This is a genomic window from Curtobacterium sp. A7_M15, from assembly GCF_030705415.1.
In the GTDB taxonomy this organism is placed as follows: Bacteria; Actinomycetota; Actinomycetes; order Actinomycetales; family Microbacteriaceae; genus Curtobacterium.
This window is the reverse complement of record NZ_JAUZED010000004.1, coordinates 55310-80032: the sequence shown is the minus strand read 5'-3', so window position 1 is coordinate 80032 and position 24723 is coordinate 55310. Positions and strand designations below refer to the sequence as shown.

The 24723-nt window shown below is 69.4% G+C and carries 28 protein-coding genes; 8 read left to right on the top strand and 20 right to left on the bottom strand.

The window, feature by feature from the left end:
• Nucleotides 1-67 precede the first annotated feature (67 nt).
• Nucleotides 68-1015: an AraC family transcriptional regulator gene (locus Q7F20_RS01860; protein ID WP_305738407.1), complete on the bottom strand. Its 948-nt coding sequence runs from the start codon at nt 1013-1015 to the stop codon at nt 68-70.
• Nucleotides 1012-1569 carry an AAA family ATPase gene (locus Q7F20_RS01855; protein WP_305738406.1) on the bottom strand — a complete coding sequence of 186 codons (558 nt, stop codon included), beginning with the start codon at nt 1567-1569 and terminating at the stop codon, nt 1012-1014. Before Q7F20_RS01855 ends, Q7F20_RS01860 begins: the two co-directional genes overlap by 4 nt.
• An 82-nt stretch (nt 1570-1651) precedes the next feature.
• Between Q7F20_RS01855 and Q7F20_RS01850 the strand changes: the two genes are divergently transcribed.
• Nucleotides 1652-2254: a copper resistance protein CopC gene (locus tag Q7F20_RS01850; RefSeq protein ID WP_305738405.1), complete on the top strand. Its 603-nt coding sequence runs from the start codon at nt 1652-1654 to the stop codon at nt 2252-2254.
• A gap of 20 nt (nt 2255-2274) precedes the next feature.
• Here the strand turns inward: Q7F20_RS01850 and Q7F20_RS01845 are convergent, their stop codons facing one another.
• Together Q7F20_RS01845 and Q7F20_RS01840 are read right to left on the bottom strand one after the other, a co-directional pair.
• Complete coding sequence (locus Q7F20_RS01845) at nt 2275-2514, bottom strand: hypothetical protein (RefSeq protein WP_305738404.1); 240 nt, start codon at nt 2512-2514, stop codon at nt 2275-2277.
• A gap of 51 nt (nt 2515-2565) precedes the next feature.
• On the bottom strand, nt 2566-2934 hold the full coding sequence (locus Q7F20_RS01840) for a VOC family protein (protein ID WP_305738403.1): 369 nt from the start codon (nt 2932-2934) through the stop codon (nt 2566-2568).
• A 60-nt stretch (nt 2935-2994) separates the two neighbouring features.
• On the opposite strand from Q7F20_RS01840, the gene Q7F20_RS01835 reads away from it, so the two are divergent.
• Nucleotides 2995-3444, top strand: coding sequence for a MarR family winged helix-turn-helix transcriptional regulator (locus tag Q7F20_RS01835; protein ID WP_305738402.1), 450 nt, complete (start codon nt 2995-2997; stop codon nt 3442-3444).
• A 6-nt stretch (nt 3445-3450) separates the two neighbouring features.
• Here the strand turns inward: Q7F20_RS01835 and Q7F20_RS01830 are convergent, their stop codons facing one another.
• Nucleotides 3451-3882: a VOC family protein gene (locus Q7F20_RS01830; protein WP_305738401.1), complete on the bottom strand. Its 432-nt coding sequence runs from the start codon at nt 3880-3882 to the stop codon at nt 3451-3453.
• A gap of 179 nt (nt 3883-4061) precedes the next feature.
• Here Q7F20_RS01830 and Q7F20_RS01825 point away from each other — a divergent pair, with 179 nt between their 5' ends.
• The 3 genes from Q7F20_RS01825 (at nt 4062) to Q7F20_RS01815 (ending at nt 7659) form a co-directional block, all read left to right on the top strand.
• Nucleotides 4062-5603 (top strand): MFS transporter, encoded by a 1542-nt coding sequence (locus Q7F20_RS01825; protein WP_305738400.1) that lies wholly within the window; start codon nt 4062-4064, stop codon nt 5601-5603.
• A 110-nt stretch (nt 5604-5713) separates the two neighbouring features.
• Nucleotides 5714-6691, top strand: coding sequence for an alpha/beta hydrolase fold domain-containing protein (locus tag Q7F20_RS01820; RefSeq protein ID WP_305738399.1), 978 nt, complete (start codon nt 5714-5716; stop codon nt 6689-6691).
• Between the two features lie 8 nt (nt 6692-6699).
• Entirely contained in the window at nt 6700-7659 is a 960-nt protein-coding gene (locus Q7F20_RS01815) for an NAD-dependent epimerase/dehydratase family protein (protein WP_305738398.1), read from the top strand.
• Nucleotides 7660-7674: 15 nt separating this feature from the next.
• Here the strand turns inward: Q7F20_RS01815 and Q7F20_RS01810 are convergent, their stop codons facing one another.
• Nucleotides 7675-7872: a hypothetical protein gene (locus Q7F20_RS01810; RefSeq protein ID WP_305738397.1), complete on the bottom strand. Its 198-nt coding sequence runs from the start codon at nt 7870-7872 to the stop codon at nt 7675-7677.
• 194 nt (nt 7873-8066) lie between these two features.
• On the opposite strand from Q7F20_RS01810, the gene Q7F20_RS01805 reads away from it, so the two are divergent.
• The gene (locus tag Q7F20_RS01805; RefSeq protein ID WP_305738396.1) at nt 8067-8522 is read left to right on the top strand and encodes a DUF1772 domain-containing protein; all 456 of its coding nucleotides are present in this window, start codon (nt 8067-8069) and stop codon (nt 8520-8522) included.
• 27 nt (nt 8523-8549) lie between these two features.
• On the opposite strand, the gene Q7F20_RS01800 is transcribed toward Q7F20_RS01805, so the two are convergent.
• Nucleotides 8550-8789 (bottom strand): hypothetical protein, encoded by a 240-nt coding sequence (locus Q7F20_RS01800; protein ID WP_305738395.1) that lies wholly within the window; start codon nt 8787-8789, stop codon nt 8550-8552.
• Between the two features lie 115 nt (nt 8790-8904).
• Nucleotides 8905-9324, bottom strand: a complete 420-nt coding sequence (locus Q7F20_RS01795; protein ID WP_305738394.1) for an N-acetyltransferase — start codon at nt 9322-9324, stop codon at nt 8905-8907.
• Between the two features lie 117 nt (nt 9325-9441).
• Here Q7F20_RS01795 and Q7F20_RS01790 point away from each other — a divergent pair, with 117 nt between their 5' ends.
• Nucleotides 9442-9852 (top strand): GNAT family N-acetyltransferase, encoded by a 411-nt coding sequence (locus tag Q7F20_RS01790; protein WP_305738393.1) that lies wholly within the window; start codon nt 9442-9444, stop codon nt 9850-9852.
• A gap of 63 nt (nt 9853-9915) precedes the next feature.
• On the opposite strand, the gene Q7F20_RS01785 is transcribed toward Q7F20_RS01790, so the two are convergent.
• The 12 genes from Q7F20_RS01785 to Q7F20_RS01730 form a co-directional block, all read right to left on the bottom strand.
• Nucleotides 9916-10416, bottom strand: coding sequence for a DUF4396 domain-containing protein (locus Q7F20_RS01785; protein WP_305738392.1), 501 nt, complete (start codon nt 10414-10416; stop codon nt 9916-9918).
• Nucleotides 10417-10594: 178 nt separating this feature from the next.
• Entirely contained in the window at nt 10595-11353 is a 759-nt protein-coding gene (locus Q7F20_RS01780; RefSeq protein WP_305738391.1) for an SDR family NAD(P)-dependent oxidoreductase, read from the bottom strand.
• A 119-nt stretch (nt 11354-11472) separates the two neighbouring features.
• Entirely contained in the window at nt 11473-11835 is a 363-nt protein-coding gene (locus tag Q7F20_RS01775; protein WP_305738390.1) for an NUDIX domain-containing protein, read from the bottom strand.
• Nucleotides 11836-11971: 136 nt separating this feature from the next.
• Nucleotides 11972-13015, bottom strand: a complete 1044-nt coding sequence (locus Q7F20_RS01770; protein ID WP_305738389.1) for a patatin-like phospholipase family protein — start codon at nt 13013-13015, stop codon at nt 11972-11974.
• The gene (locus Q7F20_RS01765; RefSeq protein ID WP_305738388.1) at nt 13012-15435 is read right to left on the bottom strand and encodes a ThiF family adenylyltransferase; all 2424 of its coding nucleotides are present in this window, start codon (nt 15433-15435) and stop codon (nt 13012-13014) included. Before Q7F20_RS01765 ends, Q7F20_RS01770 begins: the two co-directional genes overlap by 4 nt.
• A complete protein-coding gene (locus Q7F20_RS01760; RefSeq protein ID WP_305738387.1) occupies nt 15432-16727 on the bottom strand; it encodes a hypothetical protein in 1296 nt (431 codons plus the stop codon). Before Q7F20_RS01760 ends, Q7F20_RS01765 begins: the two co-directional genes overlap by 4 nt.
• Nucleotides 16728-17173: 446 nt before the next feature.
• Nucleotides 17174-18541, bottom strand: coding sequence for a replicative DNA helicase (dnaB, locus tag Q7F20_RS01755; RefSeq protein ID WP_070417481.1), 1368 nt, complete (start codon nt 18539-18541; stop codon nt 17174-17176).
• 544 nt (nt 18542-19085) lie between these two features.
• Nucleotides 19086-19538 (bottom strand): 50S ribosomal protein L9, encoded by a 453-nt coding sequence (gene rplI / locus Q7F20_RS01750; protein ID WP_069712629.1) that lies wholly within the window; start codon nt 19536-19538, stop codon nt 19086-19088.
• A 14-nt stretch (nt 19539-19552) separates the two neighbouring features.
• Nucleotides 19553-19810, bottom strand: coding sequence for a 30S ribosomal protein S18 (gene rpsR / locus Q7F20_RS01745; protein ID WP_017887834.1), 258 nt, complete (start codon nt 19808-19810; stop codon nt 19553-19555).
• 47 nt (nt 19811-19857) lie between these two features.
• Nucleotides 19858-20424: a single-stranded DNA-binding protein gene (locus Q7F20_RS01740; RefSeq protein ID WP_305738386.1), complete on the bottom strand. Its 567-nt coding sequence runs from the start codon at nt 20422-20424 to the stop codon at nt 19858-19860.
• Nucleotides 20425-20427: 3 nt separating this feature from the next.
• The gene (rpsF, locus tag Q7F20_RS01735) at nt 20428-20799 is read right to left on the bottom strand and encodes a 30S ribosomal protein S6 (protein WP_305738385.1); all 372 of its coding nucleotides are present in this window, start codon (nt 20797-20799) and stop codon (nt 20428-20430) included.
• 159 nt (nt 20800-20958) lie between these two features.
• Nucleotides 20959-22395 carry a CCA tRNA nucleotidyltransferase gene (locus Q7F20_RS01730; protein WP_305738384.1) on the bottom strand — a complete coding sequence of 479 codons (1437 nt, stop codon included), beginning with the start codon at nt 22393-22395 and terminating at the stop codon, nt 20959-20961.
• Between the two features lie 124 nt (nt 22396-22519).
• Between Q7F20_RS01730 and Q7F20_RS01725 the strand changes: the two genes are divergently transcribed.
• Nucleotides 22520-24723, top strand: a 2204-nt coding sequence (locus Q7F20_RS01725) for a DUF6049 family protein (RefSeq protein WP_305738383.1), incomplete at its 3' end; no start/stop codon positions are given.

The window sequence follows — 24723 nt, the reverse complement described above, 5'->3', positions numbered from 1 at the left end:
CGGGACGAGCCCGCGCCGGGCTCGACCCCGGCCGTGCCGGCGCTGGCGGCCTGAGCGGCGCGGCGGATCAGCCGCGGCGCGCGGCGTGCCAGGTCTCGCGCGGCAGCACCCCGAATTCGTCGCGGTAGCTCCTGGCGAACCGACCGAGGTGCGCGAACCCCGCGTCACGTGCCACGTCACCGACGCTCCGGTCGTCCCCGGACTCGAGGCCCTCACGGGCGAGCAGCAGCCGGATCCGACGGAGGTAGGTCGTCGGCGTGATGCCGTGGTGTCGGCGGAACGCGTCCTGGAGCCCGCGGACGCTCAGCCCCGCCGCCGCCGCGACGTCCTCGACGGTGATCTGCTCGGTCGCGTGCTCGAGCAGGTACGTCTCGGCCCGGGCGAAGCGCGCCGCCGCAGCCGTGCGGGGCTGGTCCTGCCCGACGGGCCAGTGCGGGATCGCGGTGAGCAGGCCACCCGCCGCGAAGCGGGTCAGTTCGCGCTCGTGCTCCTCGGTGACCTCTTCCGGACCGCGCAGCACGTCGGCCGCCACCGCGCGCACCATCAGCCACCAGGCGGCGAGCGTCGGCCCCTCGGGGATGTGGTGCGGCTGGAACTCGATGGGACCCGGGTGCCAGGCGCCGCGTTCGGCCGCGACCTGCTCGACCGTGGTCCGGTCGATGCGGATGAGGTCGAGCTGGAAGCCGTCCCACCGGACGTGCTGCGGGTCGTGGCGGAACAGGACGGGGCGGCCGGTGGGCACCCCGTCGCCGTCGACCGAACCGCTGCCGGACTTCAACCAGAAGAGGACCATCGCGGATTCGGCCTCGACCGTCCCCTCGACGACGCCGGAGCTGGCCATCGACACGAGGGACAACAGGTCGGACCCACGACGCCGCTCCTCGAACGAGAACCCGGGGCCACCGCCGTCGACCGTCGCGCGGCGGACGTCGGGGACACGGGTGACGAGCGCTGCGGCATCGGCCGGGTCGGACGTCACGGCCGACCACTGCGACCGCTGCACGAGGGCGCTCACCGTGCGAGCCGCTGGGTCGACGGGTCCGGTGCGCCGTGCTGCACCGCGTCCGCGATCTGCTGCGCCACCTCGTCGGGCGGCGTGTCCGTGGTGTCGACGACCTCGGCCGCGGCGTGCAGCCAGGCGCGTGCCGCCTCGGCGTAGGGCTCGACCCGGCTGGAGCGGAAGGTCGACGGCCCCACCACCGCGTCGTTCCGGATCCGGTCCCGCAGGGTGTCCTGGTCGGCGTGGAGGACGAAGTGCCGGACCGGGATCCCGTGCGTCGCGAACCCGGTGGCGATCTCCCGCCAGTACCGCTCGACGAGGACCGTCTGCGGCATCACGAGCGTGCCGCCCGCGAACGCCAGGACCTGCCGGGCCGTCTCGACGACGAGGGGTCGCCAGGGGTCCCAATGCTGGAAGTCACCGCTGTCCGGCAACGACGGCGTCACGTCCATGAGGGTCTCACCGACCTTCTCCGGATCGAGCACGCGGGCGTGCGGCAGGAGCGGCTGCACCAGTCTGCTGGTGGTCGTCTTGCCGACGCCGTGCGTCCCGTTGATCCAGACGATCATGTTCGGACCGTAGCGCATGCCGGTGCCTGCGAGCGGCAGGGCGCGGTCCGCGGGCTCCGATCTCGATCGGCGACAATGGACCGTGCCCTTCCGTGCCCTCCTCGCCACCGCCGTGTCGGCCGTCGCCCTGGCGTTCGTCCTCGTCACCGCGGCACCAGCATCCGCGCACGACGTCCTCGCCGGAGCCGCACCCGCGGCGGACGCGACCGTCGGCGGTGAGGTCGACCAAGTCGCGCTGACGTTCTCCGAGCCGCCCCTGGCCGGGCTCGAGTCGGGCATCGTCATCAGCGTCACCGGCCCCGCCGGGGACGAGGTCAGTGGCGGGAGCGTCGACGTCGACGGCAGCACGCTGCGCACGGCCGCCGACCTCACGGCTCCCGGCTCGTACACGGTGACGTGGCGGAGCGTCTCGGTCGACGGACACCCGATCTCGGGGAGCTACCGGTTCACGTCGACGGGCGCACCGACCGAGGCACCGTCCACGAGTCCGAGTCCCACCGCATCGACCTCGACGTCGACGGCGATGCCGGACCCGAGCGCGTCGACGGACGCCGCCAGCGCCCCCGCGGACTCGTCGGGGCCGGGCGTGACGCCGTGGGTCCTGGGCGGCATCGGGGTGCTCGTGGCCGCCGCGATCGTCACTGCTGCTCTGGTCGTCCGCCGCCGGGCCCCCGACGAGGACTGACCCCTCACCGCACCGCCGGGTCAGCGCCCCACGTACCGCCCGCGCCGGTGCCGCCGGTCCCATACCGCGACGGCGATCCGGCCGACGCCGAGCGCGATCCAGACCCCGCCGATGATCCACCGCCACACCTCGCCGTGGCCCTCGACCCCGGCGAACACGAGCCACACCACGCCCAGGGCGGTCCACGCCACGGCCATCCACAGCGCCGGACGCCCGACGATCGACCGCCACAGCTGCTCGCCCCCCGCGTCTTCACTCATGCGGTCACCGTAGACCGCTCGGCCCGGTCGGGCGGGGAACCGAACGGATCCTCAGGCTCGGTCGTGCAGCGTCACTTGGTAGCCGTCGGGGTCGGCGAAGGTGAACGTCCGACCGAACGGACCGTCGATCGGCGCGGAGACGATGCGGTGGCCGTCGGCGACGAGCGCGTCGTGGATCGCCTGGACGTCGGTCGCGTGCAGCCAGATCGCCGCGCCGAGGCCCGGCTGGGGCACGGCGTCGAGGTCCGTGCCCGGAACGAGGTCGCGCAGGGCGAACGCGATCGGCGTGGTCTCGAAGACCACCGCGTGCGGCGGGCCGGCCTGCGAGCGGACGAGGCCGAGGTACTGCTCGTAGAACGCCTGCGACGCGGCGAGGTCGCGGGTCTGCAGCGAGATGAAGTCGGGACCGGTGACGGACATGGGATCTCCTTCGGTTGTGTCAGTCTCCTGACACGCATGAACCTATGTCAGACTACTGACATGCGGCGGGACGGACACGGCATCGACCTGGACACGTCCCTCGGGTACCTCCTCAAGGAGGCATCGAGCGCGCTCCGCACCGCGATGGAGGCGGTCCTGCGCCCGCTCGGCATGACCATCACGCACTACTCGTGCCTCGAACTGCTCGCGCAGCGTCCGGGATCGTCGAACTCCGACCTCGCCCGCGGAGCGTTCGTCACCCGGCAGTCGATGAACGTCCTGCTGCAGGCCCTCGAGCGGGACGGATCGGTGTCGCGGGCGTCCGAGGCACCGGTCGGCAAGGCTCTTCCGGCACAGCTCACGCCGCTCGGACGGGAGCGTCTCGCCGAGGCCTCGGCAGCGGTCCGCGGCGTCGAGGTGCGGATGCTCGGCGGGATGTCGCCCGACGAGCAGGCCGCGGCCCTCAGCGCACTGCGGAGCATGGTGCGGTCGCTGCGCGACGAGGCGTGAGCCCGACTACCGGACGACCGGTCGGCGCCCCGTCGAGGACTGGAAGCGCAGCAGGTACCCGTCGGGATCGGTGACCAGGAACTGCCGCACCCCGGCTTCCTCGTCGCCGACGCGGTACCAGCGCGTCTCCGCCGGCATGAAGAGGCCGACACCGCCGGCACGCAGGGACGCCGCGACGGCATCGGCATCCGGGACGGCGATCTGCAGGTTGATCCCGCGTCCGAGCGGTCGGTCCAGCGGCCCGGTGAGCCAGTTCCGGCCGACCCCGGCCTGCTCGAGCATGACGTGCGCCGACCCGAGGGTCAGGTAGGCGAACCGTTCCTCGGGACGCGCGTAGGCCACGGTGAACCCGCACAGGCCGGACCAGAAGGCGATGCTCGCGTCCACGTCGGTGACGAGGAGCTCGGGCACGAGGGCGGGGTCCGGATCGGTCGTCACCACCCCATGCTGCCAGGCAGCGTCCCGCCGCACGGTCCAGGAGGCGCGGTGCGGGTGGTCGGACGCGCTGCGGTCGGACGCACGGTGCGTACCGGGCCCGCACCGCGCCTCCTGAAGGTGTGGACAAGAACCGTGTTCGCCGGACCGGCACCGCGCCCGCGGCCTAGCGTGAGAGCGTCATGGCACCCGAACACCGACTCCCTGCCGAGCCCGACGCGGCTCCCACCGTCCCGCACCACGATGCGCACCACGCCGCAGCCGCCGCGCCGCCCGAGCGCGCCGAGACCGGATCCGGCGAGCAGCCGGACCCGAACAGGTGGAAGGCCCTGGTCATCTGCCTGCTCGGCGGCGGCATCGTCCTGCTCGACGTGTCGATCGTCAACGTCGCCCTGCAGTCGATCTCCTCCGGGCTGCCCGGGGCCACCCCGGAGGCCGTGCAGTGGATCCTCTCCGGTTACGCGCTGGCGTTCGGCCTCCTGCTCGTCCCCGGCGGCCGTCTGGGAGACGCCTCGGGCCGCCGACGGATGTTCATCGTCGGAGTCGGCCTGTTCACCCTCGCGAGCGCGCTCTGCGGGTTCGCCCCGAACGGGATCGTGCTGGTCGTCGCGCGGCTCGTGCAGGGCCTCGCCGGTGGTCTGCTCACGCCCCAGGTGACGGCCCTCATCCAGCAGCTGTTCCGCGGGAAGGAGCGCGGCACCGCCTTCGGCCTGTTCGGCGCCACGGTCGGGATCGCCACCGCCATCGGCCCCCTCGTCGGCGGTCTGCTCATCACCGCCTTCGGCCCCGAGAACGGCTGGCGGTTCGTCTTCTTCGTGAACCTGCCCGTGGGACTCGTCACGATCCTCCTGGCCTTCCGCTACCTGCCGGCCGCGAGCCGGTCGGAACGCGGCCGGAAGCACGACTTCGACCCGGTCGGGATCGCCCTGCTCGGCGCCGCGGTGGTCGCCCTGCTGCTGCCCTTCGTGCAGTCGCAGGAGTGGGAGGGCACCGCGAAGTGGTGGCTCGTCGTCGCGGCCGTCGTGCTCGGCGCGCTGTTCGTCCTGTGGGAGCGGCGGTACGCCAGGTCGAAGGAGCCCGTCATCGACCTCGGGCTCTTCCGACGCCGCTCGTTCTCGCTCGGTGTCGGACTCGCGACGCTGTACTTCGCCGGGTTCACGCCGCTGTTCTTCGTCCTGACCCTGGCGCTGCAGTCCGGGCTGCACTACTCGGCGCTGCTGGCCGGGCTGTCCTCGGTGCCGTTCGCGATCGGCTCGGGCATCGCGTCGACCATCGGCGGACGCGTCGTCTCGCGGTTCGGGCGACAACTCATCGTCGTCGGGACGATCCTCGTGCTCATCGGCCTCGGCGGGGTGATCTGGGTCGTGGCGAACCACTACCGGTCCGACCTCGGGTGGTGGCTCGTCGTGCCGCTCCTCGTCGCCGGGGTCGGCTCCGGGCTGACGATCTCGCCGAACCAGACGCTCACGCTGTCCGAGGTACCGGTGGAACAGGGCGGCTCGGCCGGCGGGCTCATCCAGGTCGGCGCCCGCGTCGGGTCCGCGATCGGCATCGCGGCCGTCGGCAGCGTCTTCTACTCGGCGCTCGCCAGCTCGAAGGGCGACTACGCGCAAGGGTTGCCGCTCGGGCTGGGCGTGGCGCTCGGGTTCGTCGCCGCGGCGTTGCTCGCGGGGATCGTCGACGTCGTCGTCGGGCGGATCCGGGGGACCGAGGCGTCGGTGTGATCCGGGTCGCGGAGGTGCGCTAGGGTCGACCGCAGAGGGAAAAGGTCCGCGGTCGGGACCTCACACGCGTCTCACGGGAGTCGCCACTTCGTCATCGAAGGAGTGCACCCGTGTCCGTCGCCACCGCCCGCCCGCCGTTCGACCCCGAACTCGTGCCGTTCCTCGACGCCCTCGCAGCGCGTGGTCCCTTCACCGTCACGCCCGAGGTGCTGCCGCACATGCGGCAGCTCGACGTCACCGAGGCCGAACTCGACGCACGCCTGCACGCCCGTGGGTACGAGCGGCGACGCATCACCGTGCCCGGTCACCGCGGCGACCCGATCGACCTCGCGGTGATCCAGCGCACCGGCCGCACCGGGGCGACCACCGGCGTCTACACGATCCACGGCGGCGGCATGGTGTTCGGCCACCACCTCGGCAACCTCGACTCCTACGACGACTGGCTGCTCGTCCACGACGTCGTGCTCATCAGCGTGGACTACCGCCTCGCGCCCGAGTACCCGGACCCGTTCCCGGTCGAGGACTGCTACGCCGGGCTCGTCTGGGTGTCCGAGCACGCCGAGGAGCTCGGTATCGACCCCGACCGCCTCGTCATCGCCGGGCAGAGTGCCGGCGGCGGCCTCGCAGCGGGCACGGCACTGCTCGCCCGCGATCGACAGGGGCCGTCGCTGCTGGCCCAGATCCTCGTGTCACCGATGCTCGACGACCGCGACGAGACCGTCTCCACCGTGCAGATCGACGGTGTCGGGGTCGCCGACCGGCAGCTGACCCGGTTCGGGTGGGACGCGTACCTCGGCAGCCGACGCGCCACCGACGAGGTGTCCGTGTACGCCGCTCCCGCGCGGGCGACGGACCTCGCCGGACTCCCACGCACCTACATCGACTGCGGCAGCGCCGAGGTCTTCCGCGACGAGACCGTGGCCTTCGCGAGCGGACTCTGGGCGGCGGGCGTCGACGCCGAGCTGCACGTGTGGCCCGGAGCCTTCCACGGCTTCACGAGCATGGTCCCCGACGCCGTGATCTCGAGGACTGCGACCGCCGCACTGGCCGGGTGGACGAGCCGGACGCTCGGCGCCGAGCACGGTTGACTGGGAGCATGCGCGCACTGGTACTGGGCGGGACCGGATGGCTCGGACGTGCGATCGTCCAGGACCTCCTCGAGCGGGGGACCGAGGTCACCTGCCTCGCGCGCGGTGCGACGGGGGACGTCCCCGACGGCGCGCGGCACGTCCGCACCGACCGTCGCGCACAGGGCGCGTACGAACCCGTGCGCGGCGCGTGGGACGAGGTGGTCGAGCTCTCGTCCGACCCCGGACTCGTCCGTCCGGCGCTCGACGCGCTCGCCGACTCCGCCGCGCACTGGACGCTCGTGTCGACCGTCTCCGTCTACGCGCGGAACGACGAGCCGGGTGCGGACGAGACCGCTGAGGTCGTCGAACCCGTCGACCTGACGCAGTACGCGGACGCCAAGGTGGCCGCCGAGCGCAGCAGCGCCGATCGACTCGGATCGCGGCTCCTGGTCGCCCGCCCCGGGCTGATCGTGGGCGCCGGGGACCCGAGTGACCGGTTCGGGTACTGGCCCGCCCGGCTCAGCCGACCCGGGCCGGTGCTCGCGCCCACCTCGTCAGGACGGACCGTGCAGGTCATCGACGTCACCGACCTGGCCGCGTGGGTCGGAGGTGCGGCGCGGTCCGGTCGCGCCGGTGTCGTCAACGCGGTCGGCGAGGTCCTGCCCATGCGTGACTTCCTCCGCCTCGCGGTCGAGGTCGCGGGCTTCGACGGCGAGCTCGTCGAGGTGGAGGACGACGTCCTGCTCGCCCACCACGTGCAGTACTGGGCCGGGCCGAGGTCGCTGCCGCTGTGGCTCCCGCACTCCGACGCGGCCCTCATGCACCGGTCGGCGCGGGCGTTCCGTGACGCCGGCGGCGGGAGTCGTCCGCTCTCGGAGACCCTCGCCGGGGTGCTCGCCGACGAGCGTGACCGCGGGGTGGAGCGGCCGCGGCGGGCGGGTCTCGAGGCAGACGAAGAGGCAGAGATCCTCGCCGCCGTGCGCTGACGCCCTCCCGGGCGCTCAGTCGCGCTTGCGGCGGCGCAGACGCTCGAACCAGCCGGCCGTCGCGATCGACTGCCCGACGTCGCCGTTGCCGGCCATCGTCCCGGCAGCCAGCCCGAGGAAGGTCGTCCCGCACGCGTCGCACAGCGTCCGCGTCGCGGTCCGGACCGGCTCACCCTGGATGGGTCGTCGGCACTGGTCACACCGTTGCTGCACGGTTCCCCCGATCGTCACTCCGTCGTTCCCATCCTGCCCCATCCGCGCGCGTGCCCTGACGGTGACCAGGTGCTGGGGGACCTGGGGGCGGCCGGGTGGCGGGGTGCCAGCCCGCACCGCGCCTCCCGTCCGATGGTCGGTCGCGTCAGCGCCGCGTCAGGGCGGCGTCAGCGGCTCGGCCGATGCTGTGGTCCATGAACGTGATCCTGGTCGTGCAGCTCGTCCTCGTCGGTCTCCTCGCCGGCGAGGAGTTCATCGTGCGGTGGGGCGTCCAACCCGCGATGAACGCCCTGCCCGACGACGCTCACCTCCGGACCCGCATCGCGCTCGTCAAGTGCTTGAAGGTCGTCGTGCCGATGCTCATGCTCCCGGCGGTGCTCGCCACCGCCGCCGCCTTCGTCGTCGCGGGTACGGGTGACGGGTTCGGCTGGCGGGTCGGGGGCGCCGTGGCACTCGGGGTGTTCGTGCTGGCGTCGTTCCTCGGCACGGTCCCGATCAACATCGGGGTGAACGACTGGGATCCGCTCGACCCTCCGGCGGACTGGAAGCAGGTCGTGGTGCGGTGGGAGCGCATCGACGTGCTCCGGTCGAGTGCGGCGATCGTGGCGTTCGTGCTGTCGGCGATCGCGGTCGTGCAGATCGGGAGGTGACGGCGGCACCACGGTTCCTCTGGTCCGCTACCGGGCCGAGTTCGTTCCGGCGCTGCTGCTGCGGACTCCTGCGCGGCGCACGACGAAGGAGCCGATCGTTGCGGGAATCGCGAGGAGCGCGAAGCACAAGAACGCGCCGAAAGCGATCACGAGGGCTCGCTCGCCGCGCCCTGGGTCCTCCCCCGGAAGGTTGCCGATGAGAACGACCAGGGAGATCGGCAGCGCGAGCGCGACGAGCCAGAAGAACCCCGCGGCGATTCCCAGCACCAGCGCCAGCTTCCGTACCCGCGAAGTCTGGTCTCCAGATTGTTGTCGCACAGTTCATGCAATCAGTCGGCGAGGAGCGATGCGGCTCCCGTCTCGATGACCGATCATGAACGAGTCACGATCCGCTCGTTGCGCCGCCTACGGACCGGACCAGGATGAGCGTCGGACCGGACCAATCGAGGCCGTCGTGCTCCTCCAGCGGCGTGAACCCGACGCTGCGGTAGAAGGCGCGCGTCTGCGCGTACGGCTCGTGCTCGAACGACGGTCCGACCGTGTGCACCGAGAGCAACGTGCAGCCGTCGGTTCGCAGCGTATCGACCACGTGTTCGACCAGGGCTCTTCCGACACCGGACCCGCGCTGCGTCGGGTCGACTGCGATGAGGTGGAGTTCCGCAGCCTCCCGGAAGTGGCGCCGCGTCAGCGCGATCCCGACCACTCCCGCAGTTCCCACAGCGAGCAGACTTCCGAACGCCGCATCCTCGGTCGCAGACACGTAGTTGTCGATCGCGACAGGATCGCCGAACCAGTCAGGCAACGCCTCGAGGATCCGCCGCGTGTCCCCCGGGCTCCGACCCTCGACCACTTCGATGGAACTCACGCAGAAACACTGCCACAGCGTCCGGAGATCGATGGGTAGCCGGTACGGATGAGGATGCGCCTCTTCCCTGGCTCCCTCGTGCAGCTCCGGGCCGAAGTCACTGCGCACGACCACGGACGCTGGGAAGACGACGACCGCCGCGAGGTACCGTCCCTGCTCGCTCCCGACGAGGGTCGCTTCATCACGCTGGCGGCAGAGAGCGGCGAACCGCTCGGGTACGTCGGCTGGAACACCACGGGTGAGTCCTCCGGACGACTGGAGATGGTCGCCGTCCACCCGAACGCCCACCGCCGTGGAGTCGCGCGAGCGCTCTGCGTGGCCGCGCTGAACGGCCTCGAACAACTCGGGGTGACCGTGGCGCACGTCGGGACCGGGGGTGACGAGTTCCACGCGCCGGCACGAGCCCTCCACGAAGCCCTCGGCTTCATCCCGTACCCGACCGTCGACTACGCCCGGACGCTGTGAATCGAGCCGGGACGGCTGCGATGTACGGTCCTTCCGTCTCTGCCCCGACGCGCTTCCAGGGTTCTAGTGGTGTCCGTGGACGACGGCGTGGCCGAGGCCGCGGCTGATCATCCAGCGGTTCACCGGGGTGGTGACGACGAACGCGAGGGCGAGGGAGAGCGCGAGCGAGCCCCAGAACAGCCACTGGTCGAGCTGCGCGTCCATCGCTCCCGGAATCGCGACCACGACCGTGTTGTCGATGATCTCCATGACCGCGATCGAGACGGTGTCAGCTGCGAGAGCGACCTTGAACGCTGCCGCGACGGTCAGTCCGGACTTGATGACGCCGCGCATGGTGAGGGCGTAGCCGAAGATGAACGCCAGGACGATGGACAGGACGATCGTGCCGGCATTGTGGAACCCGGCCGCGGTGCCGATCACCATGCCGAGGACTTCACCGATCGCGCAGCCGGTGAGGCAGTGCAGTGTCGCTTGTGCAGCCATCGCCCACGACGTCGTCGTGTGTCCGCCGTCATGGACGGTGTGCTCGTGCTCGTTCACCTGGTGGTGCTCATGCGTGTCCATCCTGCTCCGATCTGACCCAGCTGACGTCGACAGTGTACGTATACCCCCCGGGGGTACACCACAGGTGTAACGCGGCGCTCTCCTCCGTGTTCCCGAATCAGCGGGGCGCAGCGCTCCCGGGGTATCGGCAATCGATGTCCGAGCCTCTTCACGAGGCGCGTTGACCTGCGCGGGCGGTTCATCCCCGCCGACTCGCCACCCACTCCGCGAACCCTGACGCGATGATCCGTTCGTCGTGCACGTCGGCTGCCGCGCGAGACGCGAGCCACCGGATCGGCTCCCGCATGACGTCCGCGGGGAGGACGGTGAGACCGTCCGGCCGCGCCGTACCGTCGAGCATGCCGGTGTCCGTCGCACCGCCCGGCAGCAGGATGTTCGCCCGCACCGGGGTGTCCGCGAGGTCCGCAGCCATGATCCGGGCGAATGCCTCCGCGCCCGCGCGGGACGGACCGTACGGCACGAAGCCGCGGCGGTTCATCGTGCCGTGGTTCATGCTGATCGTGACGACGCGTCCGCTCCCTGCCTCGAGCATGCGCGGCACCACGGCCCGGGCCACCAGGAAGTAGCCGGTCAGGTTCGTGTCGACCACGTCGCGGAAGCCGCCGGGCGTGACGGTCCAGAAGCCTCGGGGCGCGGTCATGAAGTCGGGGTTCACGGTGCGCATCCCGATCCCGGCGTTGTTCACCAGGAGGTCGATACCGCCGAGGGCATCCCCCGCCTGGGCTGTTCCGCCGTCGACGGAGGTTTCATCGCGGCTGTCCATCGCGATCCCGATCGCCTCCGCCCCGAGCGCCTCGGCAGCCGCGGCAACCCGGGCCGCCGACCGCCCCGTGACCGCGACACGGGCACCAGCCTCGACGAGTCCCTCGGCCATCGCGAGTCCGAGACCCGAGGTTCCTCCGGTGATGAGGGCGCGGACTCCACGCAGGTCTTCCATCGTCACTCCCGTCGTCGATTTTTCGAGCGTACGGCGGCGCTACCGTGCGGTCGTCCGGCAGCGATCGTCCGTCGGAACGCACGTTCCAGCGACGGCGCGGCCGTCCGATGGTCGATCGGCTAGCGGACGTGGAATCGCCAAGTCAAGTCTTCCCGCGGAGAGCCTGGGCGACGACGCACCAGCCGCACGGTCAAGGGCGAACTCTCCGCGGTCATCAGGAAGAAGCGGCGCAGCGTGATCTGATCACGGGAGGGGCGCAAGTCATACCGTTCCACGCCGAGCGGCTGCACTACTCGGCCTCTTTGGCCGGTTTCCTCGAACAGTTCTCTTTCCGCGGCTTGCTCAGGCGTCTCGCCATCCTCGATGGTGCCGGCGGGCGCTTGAACGCCAGTCGTGATGAGCGGGACCGAGTGGTGCGTGGACACGAGGAGGTGCCCATCGTGGATGACGTGGCAGACGACCTTCTCGATCTCGGCTGGCACGACTTCACCGTACGACCAGAATAGACGCACCGCGTGATCAACGACGGCCCGGACGGCTAGCCGGGTGTCCGACTGGCTGTAGATCCTGAAGTGTTCCCGTAGAGCAGGCCTGGGCGGGCAATTTCCTGTATGCGCATCAAAGGTAGTCGTTGACGAGCGCACGTGTGATCTGCTCGGCGCGGACGGACAGTCCTTCTAGCGCACGTGCAGGCATAGCGGAGAAGTTTGTTCCGTACGCGGAGATCGGGTCGCGGGGTATCAGGTCGGGGATTGCCGGCAGACGTGCGTCGGACGACCCAAGGTACACGTGCACAAGCGGCAGTCCGCTCACGGCATGGAGCCTGGACCGGGTGCCGTCCTGGACACGTCCGTGCGAGATCTCGAAGGTTTGCTTTGTCCGATTGAGCCACTGCGTCGCCGGCTTCCGGTCGTACCGGCCGCGACCGGCGTCGACGACGATCAAAGCGTCGAGGTCGTATACGTGACTAGTGAATTGCCTTGATCGGCCCGGCAGGAGTGGTGTGACACCGAGGTTGTCGTAGACCCCTCCGTCGGTCATCGCGATCCGAGCTGTGTGGCGGCTGCCGTCGGATCGTTCGAACTCGTACTCGCGCACCAGCGGTGGAAGGAGCAGCGGGAATGCGGCGGAAGCGGCGGCGGCGTCCGCGACGGATACCAGATCAGTGATCCGGCCGAGTGGGCTGCTGGAACTAACTTGACTGCCGAACCGAACGGCGTTCCCGTTGGAGAGGTCTGTGGCCGAGAGGATGACTGACAGGTCTGAATGTGCGACGGTCGATAGCGGCCGGTCGAGTCCACGCGCTGCCAGGACAGCAACCAGCGCCTCGGTGCGTGAGAAAGCTCGCGGGTGCCCCGCGGCGGCGGCGCGCGCCGCCGATGCGAGTGAGCGTGCAGCCGAACGAGGATTGAACGCCCGGAGCATCAATTCCTGCTGCATCCCCTTTCGGAGCAATTTCCGGGTGCTGAGGTCGAACTCGTCGAACTCTTTCGACCCGTAAGCCCAAAGCGCTGACAGGATCGCACCGCCGCTGATACCGGACACGACACTGACGGACGAAAGTAGGTCCCTGTCATGCAGCGCACGGAGAGCGCCGAGTCCAAACGCGACCGCGCGGAAGCCGCCGCCGGAGAGCGCTAAGCCAATTCGAATCCCCGTCACGAACGTTCTCCCGGGTGTGCGTGGAAGCGCGCCGGGTAGGCGAAACCGCCAGAGAAGAAGTCTGCCGGCGCATCACGGACGGAGCCACTGTCGGATGGCTGGGCGCGAGCTCCGATGTGTGAGATTCGAGCGTACAGCTCCGGTGTGGTCGCGTCCTGCAGCCAGTGGTCCCACGCGGTCGGTCCGCCTGCGATGATCATCAACGCGCGGCGGCCAATGCCGTGCAGGTTGACGAGCTCCCACATCCCTTCGTCGTCCGTCGCGGACGGCTCGGCAGCACCGTAGGGATGGGTGTGCCAGAGTCCGACGAAGCTCTGTCGTTCCTGCGTCGCGGCACGCCGTTCATCGATGACTTCCTGCGTACCAAACGTTCCGTGTTGGAAGTACACCGCCGAGAGACGACTGTCAGGAGGAGGTCCTGCAGCTCGATCGACGTAGATCACCTTGCAGGCTTCATCGATTGCGCCGAGAAGCATGCCTCCGGTCTCGACGCGCGAGCCGCGAACTCGGCGGCCTCGACGAGCTTCCGCACGCATCTCTGTCAGTGCTGCTGCGGTGAGTCGGACTTCGTATCCGGACCCGTTCGCGTCCTCGAGGATCGTGTCCGACTGCCAAGACGCAGTCTGTACTGCTGGTCGCGTCTGACTATCGCGCCGGACTGCGGTTGCGCTCATTGGCGCGTCGCTCGCTGCAAGCAGCGTCATCCCCTCGCTGAGGAGCATGCCACTCAGGGCGGTTGCGTCGGCGTTTGACCCGACGAAGGTTGGCGAGGAGCAGCCTGGTTCGGGGAAGAACAGATCTCCGCGGGGCTTTCCTGGGAAGAAGTCCGCCGCGATGTCACCGAGCGTCGGCGTTGCCAGGCACGTGAGAGAGAAGCGGCGGAGTACGTCGACCGGTCCGCCGGATGCTTCTCGGTGCGATGCTGCGACGACACCGACGGTGGCCTCATGGCCGACCATCATTGCCAGCACAGGCGGCCACTGCGAGCGGCCCGCCGCGCGTCGCGTTTCGATGGCGCTGCGGACTCCGATGTCCGCGGTCGCGTCAATGATCAGGTCGTATTGATCCAGTTGATCCACGGACTCGAAAGTGTGTTTGGCGTCGCGGGGTTCCGCAGTGACGATGACGTCAGGCCGGATCATTCGGAGGCGTTCCGCCAGAATGTTTGCCTTGCGTTTGGAGATGTCAGCATCGCGGTAAGGCTGCCGGGACAAGATGCCCGGGTTCACTCGGCCGTTGTCCACGATCGTGATTGCGGAGACGCGGGCGCGAACGCAGTGCTCGGCGATGGGCGCTCCCAGCGCACCAGCACCAAGCAACAGCACTCGTTTCCCGCGGAGCCGCGACGTTGGCGTGTCGGTGTCACGGGGCCTGGTCACCTCGGGTCGGTCTTCCCACACGCGCTTCCACGCGATGCTCGCAACCCTTAGCCACTGGTGAACCAAATCGTAGATGTCAGCCCGATCCTGCTTGAGCACTCCCCAGTCAGCCTTGCCCAGCAGCGATGCGACCTTATCGCCGATGCCCTCCAGCTGCCACGCGGCGAGGTGTGCGAGCCGAGCGGTTTCGATGCGTCGTGCCGGGGTGCCGAGCAGAACAATGTTCGGCAGGGTGCTCTGAGACAGTTGTCGTTGCAGAATCTCGTTCACGACCTGTGCCAGTGAGAGGTTGCTGAGCAAGGTTTCTGCGGCAAGTCCAGAGCGCTCGAGCGCGTCGAGAAGCTCTTGTGCTTTGTCGGGGTATTCGAAGGCAATCTGGTCGGAGATGAACCCGGCCACGGCGACGAACCGCGGCCGGCCTTGAGGGTCGGTGGCTGTGAAGGCGCCCGTGGTCAGCGTCGCGAAAAGCTCGTCGCGCGTGTACCACTCCACGACGTCGGCACGATCGGCTCCGACCTGGACACACCCCGCGAAGAGAACTGCAGTTGCGTCGCCGCTGGAGTTCCACGGGACACGGTCGCCGAGGTCCGCGCGGACGACCAAATGACCGGCGTCCACGCCGGGGTACGCAACTGGCGGGTGCAGCGGCTGCCCGTCCGGGTCGAGGGTGCCGGCCGCTGCGCGTTCGAGCCATAGCGCGAGTCGGTCGATCAGCCCACGCATTCCGTCCGCTGGGCTCCACTCCACGGACGGTGCTGCATAAATGCAGATGCTGCGTCCCCACTGCACGTGCGCGGTTCCCGCCCAACGCTGGTGGGTCGCCCACACGGAGGGCGCTTCGAACGGGAACGCCGGGGGCACCATGATGTCGAAGATTTCGCGTCCTCGAAGCCGGATCCCTGTTGGGGCGTGCAGTATTCCGCGGGTGTCAAGTGAGACCCGCAGGACCGTGTATCCGCGTTCCTCTGACACCGTATGAAGCTGAATGGGGCCGGAGGTCGACGCCAGCTGCTGTATCTGCTCGACTGCAGCGGTATTCACTTTCCGAAGCCGACGGTCTGTGGTGCGGTCTCTCCGCCCCGATCAGCCGTGGTGACATCGCGCACCCGATCTGAACCGGTCGCAGCGGCGCTAGGGCCCTTGGATACGGCCTTTGCCACGGTGGTCGCTGAGGCGATGACCTTCGTGAGCCGCGTCTCGATCGTCTGCGACGAGTGCGAGAAGGCCTCAGTAGCGGCGAGCTCGACGAATGCGTCGCGGACGATACCGGCTCCCTCCGCGGTGACGCCAAACACAATCGGCGAGGGTTCGCTGACGCCCAACCATTCCATGGTGACGAGGACCTCGTCGGCCACTTCGGAGTAGCGGTCGAAAGCCATCTTGTGCGGCGGATTCTTGCCGTCCTCGTCCTCGTCCGGGATCACCGCGCTACTGGAGACGATGACGGCCCCGGGGAGCTGGTTGCGCTCGAACGCGTCCAAGACGTCCTGCTGCACGACTTCGTCGCCGTCGAGAGTCCGCAGGTACATCACGCGCTTAGAACAGTGGTGTGGCGCGAGCAGCAGGTCCCACTCGACCCGCTGATCACGGTCGTGCGCTTCGCTGTAGTCGAAGACCTTCATGATCGTGTCGTGCGCGAGGTCGCCGAAGAGGAGCATTTTCCCGGTGATGCCGGATTCGTCCTGCAACACGATCTGCATCGCTAGCGAGGTTTCGTTGCGGGCTGCTGCCGCGTCGTCGGCGAACGGAGCGTGGATGAACGCCTCGAAGCGGCCGGTAGTGTCTTCGAAGTCGAGGGTGCTAATGAGCTTTCCTGGGCCGCTCTTGTAGCGGTCCGGCAGTTCGTCGTACGCGTGCCTGCTGTGTTCGGTGTCATACCCGATGACGAGCAGCCGGTCCCCGCTTGCCGGGTCAACGTTGTCCGCGACCGCGGCTTTGATCGCTTCGACTCGACGTTCGGCCTCCGCTTGGAACGCCTTCGCGTCTTCGCAAAGTTCGTCCTCGGCGCCTCCCTCCGTGTATTCGCGCCAGAGGCGCGGTGTAGCCCAGAGCTCACCGATCGTCACCGCGCTGAGGAGGTCGGCGAAGCCAAGGCAGTGGTCCTTATCGGCGTGCGTCAGCGCGAACACCGCGAGGTAGGGCTTGCCGTCTCTGACGGGCAGGCTCGCGATGAGTTCGTCGACGACAGCCACCTCCGGAGCGTCGTCGGAGTCAGCCTTCGCCATGTCGTGCAGGTCGACCTGCATCACAGTGTCATCGTCGATCACGATGGTGGTGCTGTCGCCGGTGCCGACAGGCCAGAAGACGGCGCCGCGGGTGGGTAGCTCAGACACGATTGACGCTCCTGCTCTGGGTGCGGGTGTCACCCGTACGGATAGGAATCAGGACGGCGCTTCTGCGCCATTCCTGCATGGCAGCGGTGACGGTGTGCATCAGGATAGGGTCCAGCACCGACATTGGTGAGTACCGATCACGAGTCGGATACCGGTCTCGACAGGAGCGGCTGACAGTGGGTCGTCGACCGGACTCGGCGACACCGACAACGCGGACTTACTTCCCGTAGGCGAATCGATGCGTCGCTGAGGCACCTGCTAGCGCTGGCTGCCTGGAGCTCTTGTCTCAGATAGGCGGTCCCCGATCCTGATCGATAAAGGTGCGTCATGCGACGCTTCGCGCACGCTCCCAGGACCCGGGGCGAACGATGAACCGACGCCCCCGCCCGTGCGCATGGCGACAAGTTGTGTGCGAAGGAGACAGATTATGCGCGCGGCGACAGGGTCTACTGCGGCATGTCCACAAATCTCGAGAACATCCCGTGGAACGCCACCGTGATCGTGTCCGTCGGCCCGTTGCGGTGCTTCGCCACGATGAGGTCCGCCTCGCCCTGGCGCGGGTTGTCCTTCTCGTACGCCGACTCACGGTGCAGCAGGATGACCATGTCGGCGTCCTGCTCGATCGACCCGGACTCACGCAGGTCCGAGATCTGGGGCTTCTTGTCGGCACGCTGCTCGGGACCACGGTTCAGCTGCGACAGTGCGACGACGGGAACCTGGAGCTCCTTCGCCATGAGCTTCAGCGCACGGGAGAACTCGGAGACCTCTTGCTGGCGGCTCTCGACCTTCTTGCCCGACGTCATGAGCTGCAGGTAGTCGATGACGACCATGCGCAGGTTGTGCTGCTGCTTGAGGCGACGGCACTTCGCGCGGATCTCGACGAGGGTCATGTTGGGGGAGTCGTCGATGAAGAACGGGGCGTCGTTGATCCGCCCACGGGTCTGCGCGATGGTCGTCCAGTCGCGGGAGTCGACGGTGCCCTTGCGCATGTTCTGCAGCGGGACGCTGGACTCGGCGGAGAGCAGACGCATCGCGATCTCGGCGCGACCCATCTCGAGCGAGAAGAACGCGGCGGTCTCGTTGTGCTTGATCGCGGCGGCTCGGCAGAGATCGAGCGCGAGCGTCGACTTCCCGAGGGCCGGACGGGCGGCGATGATGATGAGCTGTCCGGGGTGGAAGCCGTTGGTGAGGCCGTCGAGCTGGGCGAACCCGGTCGGGACGCCCGTCATCTGCCCGTCGCGTCCCTTCGCCGCCTCGATCTCGTCGAGGGCGGCGGAGATCGCGTCGGTCAGGGGGACGTAGTCCTCGGTCTGGACGCCGCCGGCGACGTTGTAGACCTCGGCCTGGGCGCTGTTGACGAGGTCGGTGACCTCACCCTCGGACGCGTAGCCCATCTGCACGATGCGGGTGCCCGCGTCGACCAGGCGGCGCAGCACGGCCTTCTCGGCCACGATCGCCGCGTAGTACCCGGCGTTCGCCGCGGTGGGCACCATGCTCGTCACGCTGTGCAGGTACTCGGCGCCGCCGGCGCGGGACAGCAAGCCCGTCTTCGTCAGCTCGTCGGTGACCGCGATGACGTCGGTCGGCTCACCGTGCGAGTAGAGGGACAGGATCGCGTCGAAGATGACCTCGTGCTTGGGGATGTAGAAGTCCACGCCACGAGCGGTCTCGATGACGTCGGCCACGGCGTCCTTCGACAGGAGCATGCCGCCGATCGTCGACTGCTCGGCGAGCATGTCGTGCGGGGGAGTGCGTTCCGCGCCACCACGATCCGCGTAGTCCTGCGGCGCGGGTTCGAGATGCGCGATCGACACACTTGCTCCTCTTGGTCTGTGGTGACGGCTGGTTCGTCGACGGCGTCCACGACGAACCGACCGACCCCTGTTCTACCCCGGGCGACCGACATCGCCGAGTCGCTGGGCCAAGCTACGGGGACAGAGTTATCCCCAGCAAACAGGCCTGTGGATAACTCTGTGGAGAGCCTGCGGAACACGCCGGGATGGTGTGTGGACAACTGTGGACAGGGGTGTGGACAAGTCGGGCAGGGAACACACTTTCGACCGCCTGACCTGGCCTTTTCTGTTCCACACCATGTGTGGAGAAGTGGGGTTCAAGTACGCGTTGAAGGTTGGCGAATGGGTCGTTTCGCCTGTGTAAAAACAGTTGACAAACAGAAACCTGAGGACAACTTTCCCAAGCCGTTCCCAGTAACCGCAACCCTGTCTGAGAAGTAACCCGTCAGCGCGGGACGAGCCGCGCCTCCCGGGTCTGCACAGCAGCTTCCGACCCCGGAACGCGACGACGGGCGGGCCTCCCGGAGGAGACCCGCCCGTCGTGAGCGGACGACCGCAGCAAGTGTTACTTGGCGGCGACGACCTGGAGCGAGATCACCGCAGTGATGTCCTCGCGCAGGCGCACGGTGGCCTCGTGATCACCGACGGTCTTGATGGTCGCGGGGACCTCGACCTTGCGCTTGTCGAGCGAGCCGACGCCCTGCGCCTGGACGGCGTCGGCGACGTCACCCGGACGGACGGAGCCGAACAGACGACCGTCCTTGCCGGCCTTGACGGTCAGCTTGATGGTCGCGTTCTCGAGCTTCATCTTGAGGTCCTGGGCCTCTTCGATGGTGGCGAGCTCGCGAGCGGCACGTGCCGCACGGATCGACTCGACCTGCTTCTCGCCGCCCTTGGACCACGCGACAGCGAAGCCCTGCGGGATCAGGTAGTTGCGGGCGTAGCCGTTCTTGACGTCGACGACGTCACCGGCGGAACCGAGGCCGGAGACCTCGTGGGTGAGGATGAGCTTCGACATGTGTCGACCTCCGATCAGCGGCCGGAGCCGGCGTAGGGGAGGAGCGCCATCTCACGGGCGTTCTTCACGGCACGGGCGATGAGGCGCTGCTCCTGGACGGAGACGCCGGTGATGCGACGGGCGCGGATCTTGCCACGCTCCGAGATGAACTTGCGAAGGGTCGCGACGTCCTTGTAGTCGATGACGCCGACCTTGATCGACTTCGCGGGAGCGGCGTTCTTGCCGCCCTTGCCGCGAGGCTTCCGGCGATCGCCGGTGCTCTTTCCAGCCATTGTTTGTCCTTAAGAAGTGGAAGTTGTGTCCGTTGAACCGCGGAGGATCAGAACGGGGTCTCGTCGTCGTACGTGCCGCCCGGGGTGCTCCACACGTCGTTCGACTGTGCGTTGCCGCCCTGCTGGCCGCCCTGGGGGGACCAGGGCGCGTCCGACTGACCGCCGCCGTTGTTCCAGCCGCCACCGTTGCCGCCGTTGCCTGCCGAGGCGTTGCCGCCACCGACCTGGCCGCGACCGCCGCCGGAGCCACCCGCAGCACGGGTGATCTGCGCGGTCGCGTAGCGGAGCGACGGGCCGATCTCGTCGACCTCGAGCTCGATGCTCGTGCGCTGCTGGCCCTCACGGTCCTGGTACGAGCGCTGACGGAGGCGACCCTGCGCGATGACGCGCGAGCCCTTCGTCAGCGAGCCCGCCACGTGCTCGGCGAACTCGCGCCAGACGCTCGCACGGAGGAACAGCGCGTCGCCGTCCTTCCACTCGTTCGCCTGACGGTCGAACGTACGAGGAGTCGACGCGATGGTGAAGTTCGCCACGGCGAGCCCGTTCTGCGTGTAGCGCAGCTCCGGGTCCGCGGTGAGGTTGCCCACCACCGTGATGACGGTTTCGCCGGCCACGGGTTACTCGGCGCTCGCGGTCGCGTTGGCGGCCTTGCGGGCCGCGCGGGCCTCGTCGCGCTGCTTCTGGGCGGCGACCTGCGCGATGCCCTCTTCGGCGCGGAGGACCTTCGTGCGGAGCACGGCCTCGGAGAGGCCGAGCTGACGGTCCAGCTCCTTGGCGGCCTCGGGGGAGGACGTGAAGTCCACGACGGCGTAGATGCCCTCGGACTTCTTCGCGATCTCGTAGGCGAGACGACGACGGCCCCAGACGTCCACGTTGTCGACGGTGCCACCGTCGTTGCGGATCACAGCGAGGAACTTGTCCAGGCTGGGGGCGACAGTGCGCTCATCGATCTCGGGGTCGAGGATCGCCATCAGTTCGTACTGGTGCATGCGGAACCCACCTCCTCTGGTCTCAGCGGCCCCGAGCGGTTCTCGGGGCAGGAGGGTTGATGCATGTGTCCGGCCACGCAGGATGCGCGCGGACAACCCGGCAAGCTTAGCGGACGGCCTGGAGGCGCGCCACCGGCTGTGCAGAACCGGTCGCGTCCGTCAGGCGCTCGCGTCCCGGGCACCCCACCAGTCGCGCAGACGGGTCTCGGCGTCCTCGGGCCCGAGGGGCCCCTCGTCCATCCGCAGCTCGAGGAGGAAGCGGTACGCCTCGCCCACGGCACGTCCCGGCGGGATGTCGAGGATGCGCATGATGTCGTCGCCGGACAGGTCGGGCCGGATCGAGTCGAGCTTCTCCTGCTCGGAGAGTTCCGCGATCCGGTCCTCGAGGTCGTCGTAGGCGAAGGCGAGCCGGTCGGCCTTGCGGCGGTTCCTGGTGGTGACGTCGGAGCGGGTGAGCTCGTGCAGGCGCTCGAGCTGGTCGCCGGCGTCCCGGACGTAGCGGCGCACGGCGGAGTCGGTCCACGCGCCGTCGGTGTAGCCGAAGAAGCGGAGGTGCAGCTCGATCAGGCGGCTGACGGCGGCGATGGTGTCGTTGTCGAAGCGCAGCGCACGGAGCCGCTTCTTCGCGAGCTTGGAGCCGACCAGGTCGTGGTGGTGGAAGCTCACGGCGCCGCCTGGTTCGAGCTTGCGGGTCGCCGGCTTGCCGATGTCGTGCAGGAGCGCCGCGAGCCGGAGCACGGTGTCGGGGTCGTCGCCGGGGTGCCGTTCGGCCTCGTACCCGATCGCCTGGGTCAGGACCGTGAGGGAGTGCTCGTAGACGTCCTTGTGGTGGTGGTGCTCGTCGATCTCGAGCCGCATCGCGGGCAGCTCGGGCAGGAAGCGCTCCGCGAGGCCGGTGTCGACGAGCAGCCGCACGCCGTCCACGGGCTCGTCGGTGTTCAGCAGCTTGACCAGTTCGTCGCGGACCCGCTCGGCGGACACGATGTCGATCGAGTCGGCCAGGTCCGTCATCGCTCCACGCACCTCGTCCGAGACGGTGAAGCCGAGCTGTGCGGTGAACCGTGCGGCGCGCATCATCCGCAGCGGGTCGTCCCGGAAGGAGACGCGAGCTGCCTGCGGCGTGTGCAGGCGCTCGGCGAGGAGGTCCTCGACGCCGCCGTGCACGTCGACGAGCTCCCGCGCCGGCAGCCGGAGCGCCATCGCGTTGACGGTGAAGTCGCGGCGGAGCAGGTCGTCCTCGATGGTGTCGCCGAACGCGACCTCGGGCTTCCGGGTCTCACCGTCGTAGACGTCGCTCCGGTAGGTCGTGATCTCGACCTGCTCGCCGGCGACCCGCGCGGCGATGGTGCCGAACTGGCGCCCGACGTCCCACGTCTTGCTCGCGACCGGTCCGACGATCCGCAGGATGTCGTCCGGTCGGGCGTCGGTGGTGAAGTCGAGGTCGGTGACCGCACGGCCGAGGAACGCGTCACGGACGGGCCCGCCGACGAGGGCGAGTTCGTGTCCGGCGTCGGCGAAGGCCCGAGCGAGGACGGCGACGGGCTCGGTGGCGGCGAGTGCGTCGAGTCGCTCGACGGCCTGGGCAACGGACTGCATGACGGTCCTCATCCTCCCAGATCGCGTGCCCGAGTTCTCCACAACGTCCGCGCGCACGGGAGCGTTCATGGTCGGGCCTCATACACTCGTGCACGGCCCGAACCGACCCCGTGGCCCCTCACGCATGCAGATCTTCCGCACCACGCTCGCCGCCGCCGCGTCGGCCCTCGTCGCGCTCGGCCTCGTGGTCGCGCCCGCTGCGGCCGACGGTGCGCTCGCCACGACGGCCTCGACCGCCACGACCCACGCCGCGCACCCCGCTGCCGCCGAACGCGGGAAGACGACGATCACGATCGCCCCGGCGAACCGCGGGATCGTCCAGCGCGACGAGGACCTCGAGCTCTCCGTCACCGTCACGAACGACACCGACGCGGACGTCCCCGCCGGCACCGCGGAGCTCGACATCTTCCGCTCGGTGAGCACGCGAGACGTGCTCTCCGACTGGCTCGCCGACACCAGCACGACCGGTTACCTCGGCGCCCCGATGGACTCGGTGGACGTCCCGGCGGTCCCCGCGCACCGATCCGTCACGCTCGGCTCAGTGAAGATCGTCTCGGGGAACGTCGCGCTCGGCGGGTACTCCTCGTTCGGTGCGCGACGCATCGCCGCCGAGTACACGGCCGGCGACACCTACGCCGTGGCGCGGTCCGCGATCACCTGGTACCCCGAGACGGACCAGACCCCGGTGAGCGTCTCCGTCGCGATGCCCATCACGGTCCCGGCGACGAACGAGGGCGTCCTGACGGCCGGCATCCTGGCGTCCGCGACCGCCGTCGACGGCACGCTCACCCAGCAGCTCGACGCCGCCGAGGACCACAACGTCGCCGTCGCCGTCGACCCGCGGATCATCGCGTCCATCCGGATCCTCGGCGAGAACGCGCCGTCGTCCGCGACCGCGTGGCTGGCCCGGCTCGAGTCGCTCCGCAACGAGACCTTCGCGCTGCCCTACGCCGATGCGGACGTCACCGGTCTCCGGCAGGCGGGCGCCGACGGGATCCTGACGCCGATCTCGCTCGACCAGGAGATCAAGCAGCAGAACTTCCCCGGAGCGTCCACCCCCACGCCGACGCCGACGTCCGACCCGCAGAGCCCCACGGCCGATCCCTCCGCCTCGACGGCCCCGACCGACGACGCCACCGCCGACCCCGGTGCGGCCGACGAGACACCCGCGACGCTGCCCACCACCGACTCCCTGCTCGACTTCCCGTGGTCGATGGACGGCATCGCCTGGCCGTCCGACGGCACCGTCACCGCGGCCGACCTGCCGGCGCTCGCGACGGCGGGCTCGAAGACGACCATCGTGTCGAGCGGCAACACCTCGGCCGGCGCCGACACCACGATCGCCGCGTCCGAGCAGATCGGCGGGCAGCACGTCCTCGTGTCCGACCAGTCGATGTCCGCCCTGCTCCGCACCGCGGCGACCGCGTCGAGCCAGCAGGAGTGGTCGACGGCGATGTCCGAGCTCACCGCCACGCTCGCCACCGCCGCCCGGGCGGGCACCGCCGAGGCTCCGATCCTGCTGACGCTCGGTCGCGACTGGCCGACGAACTCCGCGCGGCTGAGCCAGGCCCTCGACGCGCTCGAGGACACCGCCTGGGTGGCACCGGCGGACCTCTCCACCACTGCAGCCGCCACGGCAGGCTCCCTGACCCTGTCCGCCGGGACGAACGGCGACGCCCGGGTCGACCAACTGCAGCAGCTGGTACGGGGCGAGCGCGACCTCGCGGGCTTCGCGTCCGCGCTCGACACCCCGACCGACCTGACCGCGCCCGCTCGGCTCCGACTCCTCGCCCTGGCCTCGAACTCGTGGCGGAGCGACACGGACGGCCTCGCGACCGCCGTCGACGCCCAGGTCGCGAACTGGGCCGGGAAGACCTCGCAGATCAGCATCCCGGACTCGAGCAGCCTGACCCTGCTCGGTGACCGCTCCTCGCTGCCGATCTCCATCCGGAACCGCTCGGACTTCCCGGTCACGGTGCTGCTGTCCGTCCAGCCGTCGAACTCCGCCCTGCGGGTCGTGCGGAACGACATCGAGGTCAAGATCCAGCCGGATTCGTCCACCCGCACGACCGTCCCCGTCCAGTCGGTCGCGAACGGCAAGGTCAACCTGACCCTGTCGCTCACGAGCCCGACCGGGGTCAAGATCGCCACCCCCGCCACCGTCGAGCTGAACGTCCAGGCGCAGTGGGAGACCGTGATCACGGCCGCGGCGGCCGTGGCACTGATCGCCATCTTCGGGTTCGGCATCTTCCGGAGCATCCGGAAGCGCCGTGGGGGGGCGCGCGGGGCCGCGGCGCCGGGCGGGGCGGGGGCCCCCGCGCGGGGGGG